Source organism: Pseudochrobactrum sp. AO18b, assembly GCF_000409565.1.
Lineage (GTDB): Bacteria > Pseudomonadota > Alphaproteobacteria > Rhizobiales > Rhizobiaceae > Pseudochrobactrum > Pseudochrobactrum saccharolyticum.
This window is the reverse complement of sequence record NZ_ANNO01000059.1, coordinates 1-14,678: the sequence shown is the minus strand read 5'-3', so window position 1 is coordinate 14,678 and position 14,678 is coordinate 1. Positions and strand designations below refer to the sequence as shown.

General features: G+C 53.9%; 13 protein-coding genes and 1 riboswitch. Of the genes, 7 read left to right on the top strand and 6 right to left on the bottom strand.

Going from position 1 to position 14,678, the window contains the following annotated elements; genetic code table 11:
* Positions 1 to 280 precede the first annotated feature (280 nt).
* The 5 genes from A918_RS0102860 (at position 281) to A918_RS19245 (ending at position 5,138) form a co-directional block, all read left to right on the top strand.
* Positions 281 to 1,651: an aspartate aminotransferase family protein gene (locus A918_RS0102860; protein ID WP_022709596.1), complete on the top strand. Its 1,371-nt coding sequence runs from the start codon at positions 281 to 283 to the stop codon at positions 1,649 to 1,651.
* Positions 1,652 to 1,749: 98 nt separating this feature from the next.
* A riboswitch (TPP riboswitch) is annotated at positions 1,750 to 1,862 on the top strand.
* A 111-nt stretch (positions 1,863 to 1,973) separates the two neighbouring features.
* Positions 1,974 to 2,795, top strand: a complete 822-nt coding sequence (locus A918_RS0102855; RefSeq protein ID WP_022709595.1) for an ABC transporter permease — start codon at positions 1,974 to 1,976, stop codon at positions 2,793 to 2,795.
* Positions 2,792 to 3,541 carry an ABC transporter ATP-binding protein gene (locus A918_RS0102850; protein WP_022709594.1) on the top strand — a complete coding sequence of 250 codons (750 nt, stop codon included), beginning with the start codon at positions 2,792 to 2,794 and terminating at the stop codon, positions 3,539 to 3,541. Before A918_RS0102855 ends, A918_RS0102850 begins: the two co-directional genes overlap by 4 nt.
* 10 nt (positions 3,542 to 3,551) lie before the next feature.
* The gene (locus A918_RS0102845; RefSeq protein ID WP_022709593.1) at positions 3,552 to 4,568 is read left to right on the top strand and encodes an ABC transporter substrate-binding protein; all 1,017 of its coding nucleotides are present in this window, start codon (positions 3,552 to 3,554) and stop codon (positions 4,566 to 4,568) included.
* 15 nt (positions 4,569 to 4,583) lie between these two features.
* Positions 4,584 to 5,138 (top strand): gluconokinase, encoded by a 555-nt coding sequence (locus A918_RS19245; RefSeq protein WP_022709592.1) that lies wholly within the window; start codon positions 4,584 to 4,586, stop codon positions 5,136 to 5,138.
* On the opposite strand, the gene A918_RS0102835 is transcribed toward A918_RS19245, so the two are convergent.
* The 6 genes from A918_RS0102835 to hutI form a co-directional block, all read right to left on the bottom strand.
* Complete coding sequence (locus tag A918_RS0102835; protein ID WP_022709591.1) at positions 5,087 to 5,650, bottom strand: HutD family protein; 564 nt, start codon at positions 5,648 to 5,650, stop codon at positions 5,087 to 5,089. The two genes, A918_RS19245 and A918_RS0102835, sit on opposite strands and share 52 nt — an antisense overlap.
* Complete coding sequence (locus tag A918_RS0102830; protein ID WP_022709590.1) at positions 5,651 to 6,979, bottom strand: YjiH family protein; 1,329 nt, start codon at positions 6,977 to 6,979, stop codon at positions 5,651 to 5,653.
* Between the two features lie 145 nt (positions 6,980 to 7,124).
* The gene (gene hutU / locus A918_RS0102825; protein WP_022709589.1) at positions 7,125 to 8,798 is read right to left on the bottom strand and encodes a urocanate hydratase; all 1,674 of its coding nucleotides are present in this window, start codon (positions 8,796 to 8,798) and stop codon (positions 7,125 to 7,127) included.
* An 11-nt stretch (positions 8,799 to 8,809) separates the two neighbouring features.
* Positions 8,810 to 9,613, bottom strand: coding sequence for an N-formylglutamate deformylase (gene hutG, locus A918_RS0102820; RefSeq protein ID WP_022709588.1), 804 nt, complete (start codon positions 9,611 to 9,613; stop codon positions 8,810 to 8,812).
* Between the two features lie 98 nt (positions 9,614 to 9,711).
* Positions 9,712 to 11,250: a histidine ammonia-lyase gene (gene hutH, locus A918_RS0102815; protein ID WP_028233296.1), complete on the bottom strand. Its 1,539-nt coding sequence runs from the start codon at positions 11,248 to 11,250 to the stop codon at positions 9,712 to 9,714.
* A 55-nt stretch (positions 11,251 to 11,305) separates the two neighbouring features.
* A complete protein-coding gene (hutI, locus tag A918_RS0102810; RefSeq protein WP_028233295.1) occupies positions 11,306 to 12,532 on the bottom strand; it encodes an imidazolonepropionase in 1,227 nt (408 codons plus the stop codon).
* A gap of 120 nt (positions 12,533 to 12,652) precedes the next feature.
* Here hutI and A918_RS0102805 point away from each other — a divergent pair, with 120 nt between their 5' ends.
* Entirely contained in the window at positions 12,653 to 14,026 is a 1,374-nt protein-coding gene (locus tag A918_RS0102805) for a formimidoylglutamate deiminase (protein WP_022709586.1), read from the top strand.
* A 37-nt stretch (positions 14,027 to 14,063) separates the two neighbouring features.
* On the top strand, positions 14,064 to 14,678 hold a 615-nt coding region (locus A918_RS0102800), incomplete at its 3' end, for a UTRA domain-containing protein (protein WP_033315836.1).

The window sequence follows — 14,678 nt, the reverse complement described above, 5'->3', positions numbered from 1 at the left end:
ATAAAATCACGGCAATGTTATTGATTACGCTGTTTATCAAGCCTGTCGCAACAATAAATTGGGCTCTGCGATATGCTTGACAAACTATTATATAAAAAACATGATGCATCAAATGGGAGGCGGGATTTTATTTCAGATCATCGCTTCAGCGGAGAAATTTCAGAGCAGTTTTAAGCCAAAAGCGGAACCGGTTTTAGCTTAGAACTGCGCCGAGCAAAGCGATGAACGGTTTCCGGTTCGGAAAACAAAAACCGTTCTGAAATAAACCAGGTAGGGAACTATGGATAAGCAGCCGAATTCACCTGAAGCGCGTGATATTCAGTATCACCTTCATTCCTATACGAATGCGCGTCGTCATCAGGAAATCGGACCGATGATCCTTGAAAAAGGTGACGGGATCTATGTCGAGGACAATAACGGCAAGCGCTATATTGAAGGTCTTGCCGGTCTGTGGAGCGTGGGCGTAGGCTTCTCGGAACAGCGTCTCGTGGATGCTGCCACCAAACAGATGCAGAAACTGCCTTATTATCACAATTTTGGCCATAAATCCCACGGCCCTGTGATTGATCTGGCGGAGAAGCTGGTGACCATGGCGCCGGTGCCGATGAGCAAGGCGTTTTTCACCAATTCTGGCTCCGAGGCCAATGATACCGCGATTAAAATGCTGTGGTACCGTTCCAATGCACTCGGCCAGCCGCAGCGCAAAAAGATCATCAGCCGCAAGCGCGGTTACCATGGTGTGACCATTGCTGCTGCAAGCCTCACCGGCCTGCCTGCAAACCAGATGTCTTTCGATCTGCCGATTGCCAATATTCTGCACACATCCTGCCCGCATTACTGGCGCGAGGCACTGCCGGGTGAAACGGAAGAACAGTTCACCGACCGTATGGCTGCTGATCTGGAAGCAATGATTCTGGCAGAAGGCCCTGATACCATTGCTGCATTCATCGGCGAGCCGATCATGGGTGCCGGTGGTGTTGTGGTGCCGCCGGACAGCTATTGGGGTAAAATTCAGGCTGTTCTGAAGAAATACGACATTCTGCTGATTGCGGATGAAGTGATCTGCGGTTTCGGCCGTACCGGTAATATGTTCGGTTCCGAGACCTTCAAAATGCAGCCGGATATTATGGTCTTCTCCAAGCAGCTTTCATCCTCTTATCTGCCGATCTCGGCACTTGTAGTGAATGAAAAAGTCTTTGCACCACTGGCTGACGAGAGCAATCGTATCGGTACTTTCGGTCATGGTTATACCGGTGGTGCGCATCCGGTTGCCGCAGCTGTTGCCAATGAAAATATCAAGATTATTGAAGAAAATAATTTGGTTGCAAATGCCCGTGAAGTCGGCGCGCATATGCAGAAGCGTCTGCGTGAACTTGCCGATCATCCGCTTGTGGGTGAAGTGCGCGGCAAGGGTCTGATTGCAGCGGTTGAACTGGTTGCTGACAAGCAGACCAAAGAACCGCTTGAAAAAGCCGGTAATCTTGGCCTGATGGCAAATGCTGCGCTGCTGAACAATGGCGTTATCTGCCGCAATATGCTGGACACTGTTGCATTCTGCCCGCCGCTGATCATCAATGAAAAACAGGTTGATGAAATGGTCGGCGCTTTTGCCAAGGCACTGGATACAGTGGCTGCTGAAGTAAAGAAATAATTTCTTCTGAAAATTGGAATGAAACGGCGCATGTGAGCAATCATATGCGCCGTTTTTATTTATACCCTTTCAAACGACTGCAATATGTGCTTAATCTCGCGCATCCACAGGGGGGCTCCGTAGTGCCGGGGCTGAGATGCTAGTGTCAAACTGGCGGACTCTAAAGCTGATCTGGGTAATACTAGCGGAGCGAGGCGGACCATGTTTTCTGGCGCACAAATTTCCCTTAATACTGTCACGGTAATTCCGGCGGGCTATTTCCGGCTGACCTGAAGAATTTCGCTGCAAGTTTTACCCGTATTCTTGTCACCGGAATTTTATCATGTCTGTTTATCAAGCTGCCGCTGCAGATTGCCCGCAATCTGCATGCAAATCGTCTGATTATATCGCTACATTTCTGCCCGCCATCTTGTCGGTCAGTGCGATCTTTCTGTTCTGGGAAAGCTATGTCGCGCTGTCAGGCATCGCACCTTCCGTCTTGCCTGCACCAAGCCGAATTCTTCAGCAGATGTTTCTGCATCGTCAGGCTTTGTGGGACAATACGCTGCCGACAATCCGCGCAACGCTGATCGGCTTCAGCTGCTCGGTCATCACTGCCTGTCTGCTCTCCGTGCTGATTGACCGGTATATTCTGTTACGGCGGGCGCTGTTTCCGGTTTTCATTATCAGTCAGACCCTGCCGCTGATAGCCATTGCACCTCTGATTGTGCTGTGGTTCGGCTTTGGTTTACTGCCGAAAATTCTGCTGGTCTCTCTGGTCACATTTTTCCCGATGCTTGTGGCACTGGTGCAGGGCTACGCCGCGACAGATAAAGAAATTGAGCATTTGCTGGCCTCAATGGGCGCAGGCAGATGGACGATTTTCCGCCTAGCGCGCATTCCTTCGGCTTTGCCTTACTTCTTCGCAGGCTTACGCATCTCAATTACCTATGCGGTTGTCGGTGCGATATTTGCTGAATATGCGGGCGCGCTGAAAGGGCTGGGCATCTATATTCTCAATGCCAAAAATAACTTCCGGCCTGATCTGGTGCTGGCTGCGGTGTTTATCAGTGCTACGCTGACTTTGAGCCTGTTTGGTCTGACATTGCTGGTGCAGAAATGGGTCGCTCCGTGGCTGAAAACAGAACGGGGGGCAGGGCAATGACACGTCTGCAACTGCAATCTGTCGCCAAGTCCTTTGGCGCATTGGAAGTTCTGCGCAATATTTCCCTTCATGTGGCGGAAGGCGAGTTTGTCTCGGTTTTAGGGCCGTCCGGTGCGGGTAAATCGACGATTTTCAATCTGCTGACCGGTGCGGAACAGCTCTCGCAAGGGCGCATCATGTTTGACGGGGCACCATTGGCGCAGGCACGCGATGCTTTCGCTTTCATGCCGCAGCGCGATGCGCTGATGCCGTGGCGGCGGATGATTGACAATGCCACGCTGGGGCTGGAAGTGCAGGGCATGAGCCGCAAGGATGCCCGCCAATTAGCTGAGCCATTGTTTGAGGAATTCGGCCTTGCCGGTTTTGAGCAGGCCTATCCGGCGGAATTATCAGGCGGTATGCGCCAGCGGGCAGCCTTGCTGCGCACAGTTGTCCAGCAACGGAAAATGCTGCTGCTGGACGAGCCTTTCGGTGCGCTGGATGCTCTGACCCGCGCTTCGATGCAGCACTGGCTGGAGAGCATGTGGCAGAGTCATCGCTGGACGGCACTGCTGATTACCCATGATGTGCGTGAAGCCGTTTATCTCTCAGACCGGATTTATGTGTTGTCGGCACGCCCGAGCAGGGTTGTGCATGAGGTGACTGTCGATCTGCCGCGCCCGAGACGGGACTCTATGCACAAAACCGCATTGGAAAAAGCTGCCTCGCTGGAAGCCGAAATTCTAGATCTCCTCCTGAATGTGTAAGGAAATAATCATGGCAATTCTCAATCGCCGCCGCCTGTTATCCGGACTGGCTCTGTCCGGTGCAATGAGCCTGCTGCCGGTCACATCTTTCGCCAAAGATCCGGCAAAAGTGACTGTCGCCCTCGACTGGACAGTGAACACCAATCATATCGGCATGTTCATTGCCCGCGATCAGGGTTTTTATAAAGAAGCGGGGCTGGATGTAACGATCCTGCCTTATTCCGATACATCGGCGGGTGTGCTGGTCGCCAGTGGCGCGGCGGATTTCGGTATTGTCGGTTCTACCGGTCTTTTCGCGCAGCGCACTGCAGGTGCTGATCTTGTCGGAACCTATGCAGTTGTGCAGCATGAAACCGGCCGTCTGGTCTTTATGGATGACCGGCAGGACATTCAGTCTCCGAAAGACCTCGACGGCAAAACCTATGCCGGTTTTGGTTCCAACTGGGAGCGCAGGATGATTGCCAGTATGATCCGCGCTGATGGTGGTAAAGGTGAGTTTGAAATTGTGACACTCGGCACCTCGGCCTATGAGGCGCTGGCCAATGGCGCTGTGGATTTCACACTGGAAATCGTGACATGGGAAGGCGTGAAAAACGAGCTTGAAGGTGTGAAACAGCGGGCATTCCGCTATTCTGATTATGGTGTGCCGGATCAGCATACGACATTGCTGGTCTCATCAGGCAAATATCTCAGTGAAAATTCTGATGCGGCAAAAGCCTTCCTGAGTGCCACACAACGCGGCTATGCTTTTGCTGCCGATCATCCGGATGAAGCGGCGGATATGCTCATTCGCGGCAATCAGGATGTGCTGACCGATGACAAGCTGATCCGTGCCTCGCTGAAGGCTCTCAATGACGGGCATTTCCTGCGTGACCGTGATGGTACAATCGGCAAAATGCGCCCTGAAACCATGAATGCTATGGGCGAGTTTTTATTTAAAGCGCAGATTCTCTATGATAAAGAAGGTGCTGTTGTGCAGGAAAAACCGGATTTCTCCGCGTATTTTACCAATGATTTCCTGCCGTAAATAACGGAACAGTGAATGAGCAAACAGGAACCGGTGCGTATTATTGTGATGGGCGTTTCCGGTTCCGGCAAGTCTACTCTGGCCGGTGCTCTGGCGCAGACATTGGCACTGGTTTTTATTGAAGGCGATGATCTGCACCCGACTGAAAATATAGCGAAAATGCAGGCGGGTGAGCCGTTGGATGATGCTGACCGCCTGCCTTGGCTTCAGGCGGTTTCCGAGCAGATTTTAGCACTGCCTGAAGGTGCGGTGGCGAGTTGCTCAGCGCTTAAAAAATCCTATCGGGATTTGCTGCGTGAGCAGACCGGCGAGCCTTTATATTTCATTTGCCTGACCTGCGATTCCGCCATGATTGCTGCGCGTTTGCAGGCGAGACACGGGCACTTCATGCCCGCATCTTTACTCACTTCACAACTGGCCAGTTTTGAAAACCCGCAAGGCGAACCGGCGACACTGATGCTGTCCTGCGATCAGCCTGTGAGCACCATGATTGCGACCTGCAAAACATGGCTGGCTGATCAGGCTGGATTAAGCGCAATCACAAAGACTGTGCCGCTGCCGGAAAGCTGAAGCTCTGCATTGATGCATTGCTCTAACCGCAGACAATCATTGACTTCAAGCTGTATCTCACCGGCCTGCACTGTACCGCTGCTGCAAAAGACCAGCACGGTTGCGCCGGAAAGGGACACAGCTGTCTCTCTGGAAATCTGATGACGACTGACCTGATGTGTAAACCGCCCGCGCCTCGTCATCACATTCAGATCGGTGATGGCAGAACCGAGCAATTTCGCACTGGTTGGACTGTCGGCAGGGAAGGAAAACGGCGGCGTCTCGCCCTTCAGTTCCTGATCGTCCAGCCCTTCAACAGACAGGATAATCCCGTCGCCTTCCAGTACGGATAGAGTGCGGTCGATGCCGGTAAAAACCGAAAACGGCCCGTCACTGGCTACCGTTGCGGTGCTGATACGCCAGTCGAAATTATCGACTGACGCATCGGCAGGGAAAACCGCGATTTCAACGGTTACACCGCCGCCGTTCTTCCACGGCATCCGGCGGTGCTGATGATTTTTGAGAAGCTGCATTTATTGTAACCAGCCGTTTGAAACTGCCCAGAGCGCCACAGGCGCTGTCAGCAGAATGCTGAGTGCCGTGCGGATATACCAGATCACGATCAGATCACGGAATTTGAGCGGGATTGAAGTTGCAAGCACACAAGGGATGGAGGCCGAGAGAAACAATACCTGCGAGACGGAAACCACTGCAGCTACGAATTTCAGCGTCACATCGGCATCTTTCAGCAGGATGGCAGGCAGGAACATTTCAGCCAGACCTGAAGCCATGGATTTCGCCGCCAGCATTGGTTCTGACAATTGGGCAATCCATGTGAACGGATAGAGCGCGAGACCCAATACATCAAAGACGGGTGTATATTTGGAGGCCAGCAGGCCGAGCAGGCCAACAGCCATAATACTTGGCAGGATCATCGAGGCCATACGCAAGCCGTCGAGGAAAGTTGCACGCAGCATCGGCAGAATGTGAGGCGCTTTTTCTGCCTGTTCCAGACCGGCATCAATCGCGGTTGCGATGCGGGATTTACCCTTCGGCAGCGGTGTGTCGCGGGTGGCCGGATGATCCATTTTGGCCAGCGGCCACAGGCGCGCAACAATCGCCGAAACGATGAAAGTCACGAAGAAGGTTGTCCAGAAATACAGGTTCCATACATCCATCAGATTAAGTGTCTTGGCGACAATAATCATGAAAGTTGCTGAAACAGTCGAGAAGCCGGTGGCAACAATCGCCGCTTCACGCGCGGTATATTTGCCCTCGCGGTAAACGCGGTCGGTAATCAGCAAAGCCAGCGAATAGCTGCCGACAAAAGAGGCCACCGCATCAATCGCTGACCAACCCGGTGTGCGCCAGATCGGGCGCATTACCGGCTGCACAATCACGCCGGTGAATTCCAGCAATCCGTAGCCGATCAGAAATGCCAGTGCCAAGGCACCAATCGGCACAATCAGACCGACGGAGAGCACCAGCTTGTCAAAAAGAAACGGCAGCATATCCGGCGTAAACAGCAATGCCGGTCCGACACCGGCGAGATACATGATTGTGAGCACAAGACCCAGCACACGCAAAACGGAGAAGATCGTCTCGGTCAGGTTTTTGTTCCATGTCCCGCGGACAAACGGGCTGAGCGCGCCATAGGCTATCAGCAGGCAGACAAAAGTCAGCGCCGCAGGCCGTAATTGTGTGGCGATAGCGGTCGCTGCATGGTCGAGCAGAATGGTGGATTTGCCGCCGATCGTCACCGGCACAAAGAAAAAGAAAATGCCGATAAAACTGAAAAAGATGAGTTTGAGAGCAGCTCCGCCGCGCGAGCCGCCGCTGCTGCCGATTGTTGTATCTGTCATGATTACCCCTGATTATTGTTATTCATGCAGAAGGAGATTCCGTGATCCTAAATGCTTTTTTGTCCTTGTGTGATACGGCCTCTCCCAAAGCCGGAACTAGAAATTTGAAAGGCAGCCCCCTCAAAGGCTGCCTTTCATTAAGTGTTTAGTTGCCGAGAATACCCGGCAGGCGCAGGCCCTGTTCCTTGGCGCAGTCGACTGCAATGTCATAACCGGCATCGGCATGACGCATCACGCCGGTGGCAGGGTCATTCCACAGCACGCGCTCAAGGCGGCGGGCGGCATCGTCCGTACCATCAGCGCAGATCACCATGCCCGCATGCTGGCTGAAGCCCATGCCAACGCCGCCACCGTGATGCAGCGATACCCATGTGGCACCGGATGCGGTGTTGAGCAGGGCATTGAGCAGCGGCCAGTCGGACACGGCATCAGAGCCATCTTTCATCGCTTCTGTTTCGCGGTTTGGCGAAGCCACCGAGCCGGAATCCAGATGGTCACGGCCGATCACAACCGGTGCTTTCAGCTCGCCGTTCTTGACCATTTCGTTGAAGGCAAGACCGAGACGATGGCGGTCACCAAGGCCAACCCAGCAAATACGGGCTGGCAGCCCCTGAAACTCAATGCGCTCACGCGCCATATCCAGCCAGTTATGCAGGTGCTTATTATCCGGCAGCAGTTCCTTGACCTTGGCATCAGTCTTGTAAATATCTTCCGGATCGCCGGAGAGCGCAGCCCAACGGAACGGACCGATACCACGGCAGAATAGCGGGCGGATATAGGCAGGCACAAAGCCCGGGAAGGCAAATGCGTCTTCCAGACCTTCTTCCAGCGCCATCTGACGGATATTATTGCCGTAATCGAGGGTCGGAATGCCCATATTCCAGAAATCAACCATCGCGGCGACCTGAATTTTCATCGAAGCGCGCGCTGCCTTTGCAACGCCTTTCGGATCGCTTTCCTGTTTTGCACGCCATTCGGCAACGCTCCAGCCGATTGGCAGATAGCCATGGACCGGATCATGCGCGGAAGTCTGGTCGGTGACGATATCCGGCTTAACGCCGCGCTTCACCAGTTCAGGGAAAATCTCTGCCGCATTGCCGATCAGCGCAATGGATTTGGCTTCACCGGCTTTTGTCCACGCATCAATACGTGCCAGCGCTTCATCAAGGCTGTGGGTTTTTTCATCGACATAGCGGGTACGCAGGCGGAAATCCGCGCGGGTTTCATCGCACTCAACCGCGAGACAGCAGGCACCGGCCATCACAGCCGCCAGCGGCTGCGCGCCGCCCATACCGCCTAAGCCGCCGGTGAGAATCCATTTGCCTTTGAGGTTGCCGCCGAAATGCTGGCGACCGGCTTCGACAAAGGTTTCATAGGTGCCCTGCACAATGCCCTGCGCACCGATATAAATCCACGAACCGGCGGTCATCTGGCCATACATAGCCAGTCCCTTTTTATCCAGCTCGTTGAAATGATCCCAGTTTGCCCAATGCGGCACCAGATTGGAATTGGCAATCAGAACGCGCGGCGCATCTTTATGGGTGCGGAAAATACCGACCGGCTTGCCGGACTGTACCAGCAATGTTTCATCGCCTTCCAGATCTTTCAGGCTGGCAACAATCTTGTCAAAATCTGCCCATGTACGGGCGGCGCGGCCGATACCGCCATAGACCACCAGCTCATGCGGACGCTCGGCAACATCAGGATGCAGATTGTTCATCAACATGCGCATCGGCGCTTCGGTGAGCCAGCTTTTGGCGGTGATTTCCGTGCCGGTTGCAGGACGGATTTCACGTTCATTGTGACGCGGATTAGTCATCGAATGTTCCCTTATTTAGATTTGAGATTGGCAGCGGCGGCTTCAAGCTGCTGCAAAATGTTTTTGAGATGGCTGCGCAATCTGGCTGCCTTGGCCTCGTCATAGGCAAAAGGCACGGCTTCTGTCGTCAGATGTGTCGATTGCGCGAGTTCCATCTGAATGGCATGCACGCCCGTTTCCGGCTGGCCGTAATGACGCGTTGTCCAGCCGCCTTTGAAGCGGCCGTTGAGGATGGACGTGTAACCCTCAGCCTGTTTCGCTACACCGATGACTGCTGCTTCAATGGCCGGTGCGCAGGTCTTGCCATTATCCGTTCCGATGTTGAAATCCGGCAGAGTGCCTTCAAACAAAAACGGAATATGCGAGCGGATCGAGTGGCAGTCATAGAGAATGGCCACGCCGTGAATGGCTTTAACGCGTTCGATCTCTGCCGCCAGTGCTTCATGATAGGGCTTGTGAAAACGACTGATGCGATCGGCAATATCAGCCTCAGCCGGTTGCTCACCGTCTTTCCAGATCGCCAGACCATCAAAATCCGTTTCCGGTATCAGCGTTGTTGTGTTCTGCCCCGGATAGAGGCTTACACCCGCCGGATCACGATTGGCATCAATGCAATAGCGGTGGAATGTGGCACGCACTGTCGTCACATTGTCCAGCAGTCCGTCATAGAGCTTGTGAATATGCCAGTCTGTATCGGCAAGAATGCGGCCATTGTCATTGAGGCGCACCCAGATATCTTCCGGCACTTCCGTGCCGGTATGGGGCAGGCCGAGAATGACCGGCGAGGTTCCCTGATGAACTTCAAATGCGCTCATTTAGGCCTCCAGGCTCGAGCATTTCCCGCAAAAGTGGGAACCGGTTTTGCGTAAGGACAATGCGGCTAAAAAAACTGAAGTATTTCTAAAACTAGTCATCATGACGGGAATACTTCAGGGAGAATACCACTCGTGATCGCTGCATTCAGCGAGCCGTCAGCCACGATTTCCGCAGCGGCAGCCAGATCATCAGCCATATAGCGGTCAACTTCGAGCGTCTGCACTTTGGTGCGCAGCACGGCGATCGCCGCTTTCAGCTCAGGGCTGGTTTCCAGCGGGCCGCGCAGTTCCACACCGAGGGCACCGGTCAGGGCTTCAATGCCGATAATTGCATTGAGATTGTCGGTCATTTGCAGCAGACGGCGGGCTCCGTGGCAGGCCATCGACACATGGTCTTCCTGATTGGCAGAAGTCGGTGTTGAATCGACTGAGGCCGGATGGGACATCTGTTTGTTTTCCGACATCAGGGCGGCGGAAGTGACTTCTGCAATCATCAGGCCGGAATTAAGACCCGGCTTTTTCGCCAGAAACGCAGGGAGACCGAAGGAGAGGGCAGGGTCAACCAGCAGTGCAATACGACGCTGGGCAATGGCACCAATTTCACAAATTGCCAGCGCAATCTGGTCGGCTGCAAAAGCCACCGGCTCGGCATGGAAATTGCCGCCGGAGACCACGGTATCATCGGAAAGTACCAGCGGATTATCGGTGACCGCATTGGCTTCAATTTCAAGTGTAACCGCGACCTGACGCAGCAGATCAAGACAAGCGCCATCGACCTGTGGCTGGCAGCGGATGCAATACGGATCCTGCACGCGCTGATCGCCTTCCAGATGGCTGTCACGGATAATCGAGCCTTCGAGTAATTTGCGCAGAGCCGCGCCGGTATCGATCTGGCCTTTATGACCGCGCAAGCTATGAATATCTGCGTGGAACGGTGCGGTGGAGCCCATGGCAGCATCGGTCGACAGAGCGCCGGTAATCAGAGCTGCCTGCAAGGCTGTATGAGCGCGGAACAGACCGGCCAGTGCCAGAGCGGTAGAGGTCTGCGTGCCGTTGATCAGGGCGAGACCTTCTTTGGCGGCCAAAACAACCGGTGTCAGGCCGGCTTTGCTCAATGCGGAAGCAGCGGAAACACGTGCACCCTGATAGAAAACCTCACCTTCGCCGATCATGGCCGCAGCCATATGTGCCAGCGGTGCCAGATCGCCGGACGCACCGACGGAACCTTTTTCCGGAATAACCGGAATGACACCTTTTTCAAGCATGGCTTCGATCAGCGCAATGATCTCAGGACGCACGCCGGATGCACCGCGACCAAGCGAAATCAGTTTGAGTGACATGACGAGGCGCACAATATTTTCAGCCAGAGGCGCGCCTACACCGCAGCAATGGGACAGGATCAGATTGCGCTGGAGTGTGGCCACATCTTCAGGGGCGATACGGATGGAAGCCAGTTTGCCGAAGCCGGTATTGATGCCGTAGACCGGCGCATCACCGGCGGCAATTTCCGCAATGCGGGCTGCGGATTTGGCAATGCCTGCATGAAAAGACGGATCAAGACGGGCAATGATGCCGTTGCGGTAAATATCTTCGAGCGTGGCAAGCGGGACGGAACCTGGTTTAAGAATAATGCTCATGGAGGATACTTTCTTCAGGTGTATGTGAATGACGTGTGAGTGTTCGGATAAATTTTCAGTTGCCGCGGAAAACCCGCTTCCAGAGCGGGTTAAAGCCAATACGATAGACAAGTTCTGCAGGGCGCTGCACATCCCAGATCGCCAGATCAGCATGTTTGCCGACCTCGATTGTGCCGGTTTCAGCCAGAATGCCGAGGGCACGGGCAGCTTCACGGGTCACACCGGCAATGCATTCATCGACAGTGAGGCGGAACAGGGTTGCGCCCATATTCATGGTCAAAAGCAGGGAGGTCAGCGGAGATGTACCGGGATTATTATCGGTAGCCAATGCCATTTTTGTGCCTGCCTGACGGAAGGCTTCAACCGGCGGTTTTTGGGTTTCGCGGATGAAGTAATAGGCACCGGGCAACAGCACTGCGACTGTGCCGGCCTTGGCCATCGCCTGCGCACCTTGCGCGTCAGTATATTCCACATGATCGGCGGAAAGCGCATTATACGAGGCGGCTAATTTGGCACCATGCAGGTTGGAAAGCTGATCTGCATGGAGTTTGACCGGCAGGTCATGCACCTTTGCAGCATCAAAAACACGGGCGATTTCATCCGGCAGGAAGGCGATCCCTTCACAGAAACCATCGACGGCATCGGCGAGCTTCTCAGCGGCGATGGCAGGCAGCATCTCATTGATAATCACATCAATATAGGCTGACTTGTCGCCGTTCATTTCCGGCGGCAGCGCATGGGCACCGAGGAAAGTGGTGCGGATCGCAACATTACGTTCCTGTGCCAGACGTCTGGCTGCTTTCAGCGATTTGATTTCATTTTCTGTATCGAGACCGTAACCGGATTTAACCTCAACGGTTGTTGCGCCTTCAGCAATCAGGGCATCGAGGCGCGGCAGGCTCTCGCGTACCAGATCATCTTCACTGGCCGCACGCAACGCCTTTACGGAAGAAACAATGCCCCCGCCAGCTTTGGCAACTTCCTCATAGGATGCACCTTCGAGGCGCAGCTCAAATTCATGGGCGCGATTGCCCGCGTGAATCAGATGTGTGTGGCAGTCGATCAGACCGGGGGTAATCAACCGGTTTTCGCAATTGGTTGCGGGATAATCCGCATAGAGCGCAGGCATTTCGGATTGCGGGCCGACATAGGCAATTTTGCCCTGTTCAACCACGATTGCCGCATCATCAATCAGGCCGAGACCATCCGCATTTGCACGCAGTGTAGCAACGCGCGCATTGGTAAAAATATGGCCGCTCTGGTGGCGTGTATCTTTTGTCATGAGTGTTTTTCCCGCTTCCCCTCTCCGGTTATAATGTATATACATATTAAAAAATGGCAAAGGAAATTTTTGCACAGGTTCTGCATTGTTTGCAGAAACCGGATTCAGGAGGAGAGAACCGTGCTTCAGCAAAAATATGTCATCCATGCGCAACAGGCTCTGTTGAATAACGAGTCGGAAAGCGGCTGGGCTGAGAATGTCCGCCTGACGGTTGAAGCCGGAAAATTTACAAGCATTGAAAGCGGCGTGCAGGCGCAATCGGGCGATGAGCGCCATGGGGTGATCATCGCGGGGATGCCAAATCTGCACAGCCATGCTTTCCAGTATGGCATGGCCGGACTCGCGGAAAAGCGCGGCCCTGCTGCCGATAGTTTCTGGAGCTGGCGCGATGTGATGTATCGCTTTGCCCTGACCATGTCGCCGGAACAGGCGGAAGCCGTGGCACTACGCCTCTATGTGGATATGCTGGAAAATGGCTTCACCCGCGTAGGTGAGTTCCATTATTTGCATCATGACCGTGACGGCGCGCCTTATGCGGATGTGGCCGAAATGGGCAAACGTATTGCATCAGCGGCCAATAAAAGCGGCATCGGCCTCACACTGCTGCCGGTTTTCTATGCTCATTCAACTTTTGGCGGTGCAGTTCCAAATGAAGGCCAGCGCCGGTTTATCAATAGTATAGACCAATATCAGCGCTTGCTGGATGATTGTAGCTCTGCGCTCAAAGCTATGGAAGGCGCGGTTTTGGGTGTTGCGCCACACAGCCTGCGTGCTGTAACGCCGGATGAGCTGAAAATCGTCACGCAAATGTTGCCGGAAACACCGGTGCATATTCATGTGGCCGAGCAGGTTAAAGAAGTAGAAGACTGCATTACATGGTCCGGTAAGCGTCCGGTTGAATGGCTACTGGATAGTGCAGATTTGAGCGATCGCTGGTGCCTGATCCATGCTACCCATATGACGGATGACGAGACAACAGGCATGGCAAAAGCCGGTGCGATCGCCGGTCTGTGCCCTGTGACTGAGGCCAATCTCGGTGACGGCACATTCAATGCCGGAGTGTTCACGCAGGCAGGTGGCAAATTTGGTATTGGTTCAGACTCCAATGTGCTGATCGGTTTGGGGGATGAATTGCGCCAGCTTGAATATTCGCAGCGTCTGCAACATCGCGCCCGTAATGTGATGGCGGTTGCGGAAGGTTCAACCGGTCGTGCGCTGTTTGATGGTGCGCTTGAAGGTGGCAATATCGCTATGGGTGTGCGCGGGCAGGGGCTGAAAACCGGTGCATCAGCAGATTTCGTGGCGCTGGATGTCAGCCGTATCCCCCATGCAAAAGGCGACATGGTGCTGGATGGCATGATCTTTGCCAACCGCGCCAAACCGGCGCATGTCTGGGTGCGCGGTGTAAAACAGGTTGAAAACGGCCGTCATCACCTGCATGAACAGGCAGAGACCGGTTTTCGTAAAGTTTTACATGAACTTCTGGAAAGCTGAGCCAGTCAATATTGACGAAAAGCGGGTAAAACTGAGTATGCAGGATATTTCTTCCGGAGACAGTGAACAGGCTTCATCCCTGCATCAGCGGATTCTGGATGATATTGAGAGCCGCATTCTCTCCGGCGAGTGGCAGCCCGGCTATCGTATTCCTTTTGAACACGAACTGACCGAGCAATATTCCTGCTCCCGCATGACTGTGAATAAGGCGCTGACGCAACTGGCCAAGGCCGGAATGATTGAGCGGAAACGCCGTTCCGGCAGTTTTGTTTCCAAGCCGCAATCACAGGCGGCAATATTGGAAATTCACGATATTCGCGATGAGGTGGAGCAGTTGGGTCTGCCTTATCGCTATGAGTTGCAAAAATCGATTAATCGTAAAAGCACAGCAGCAGACGGCAAAAAGCTTGATATCGAGCGCAATACGCCGCTGATAGAGCTGACCTGCCGTCATTATGCCGGAAAACGGGTTTTCGCGCTGGAAGAGCGTATCATCAATCTGCGTGCTGTTCCTGATGCTGCGCAGACGGATTTCTCCAAACAATCGCCCAGTCCGTGGCTGGTTGCCTATGTGCCGTGGAGCAATGCGCAACATGCAATCCGTGCGGTAGCAGCGGATGAGAACGTAGCCGCTATTCTTGGTATTCCGGCA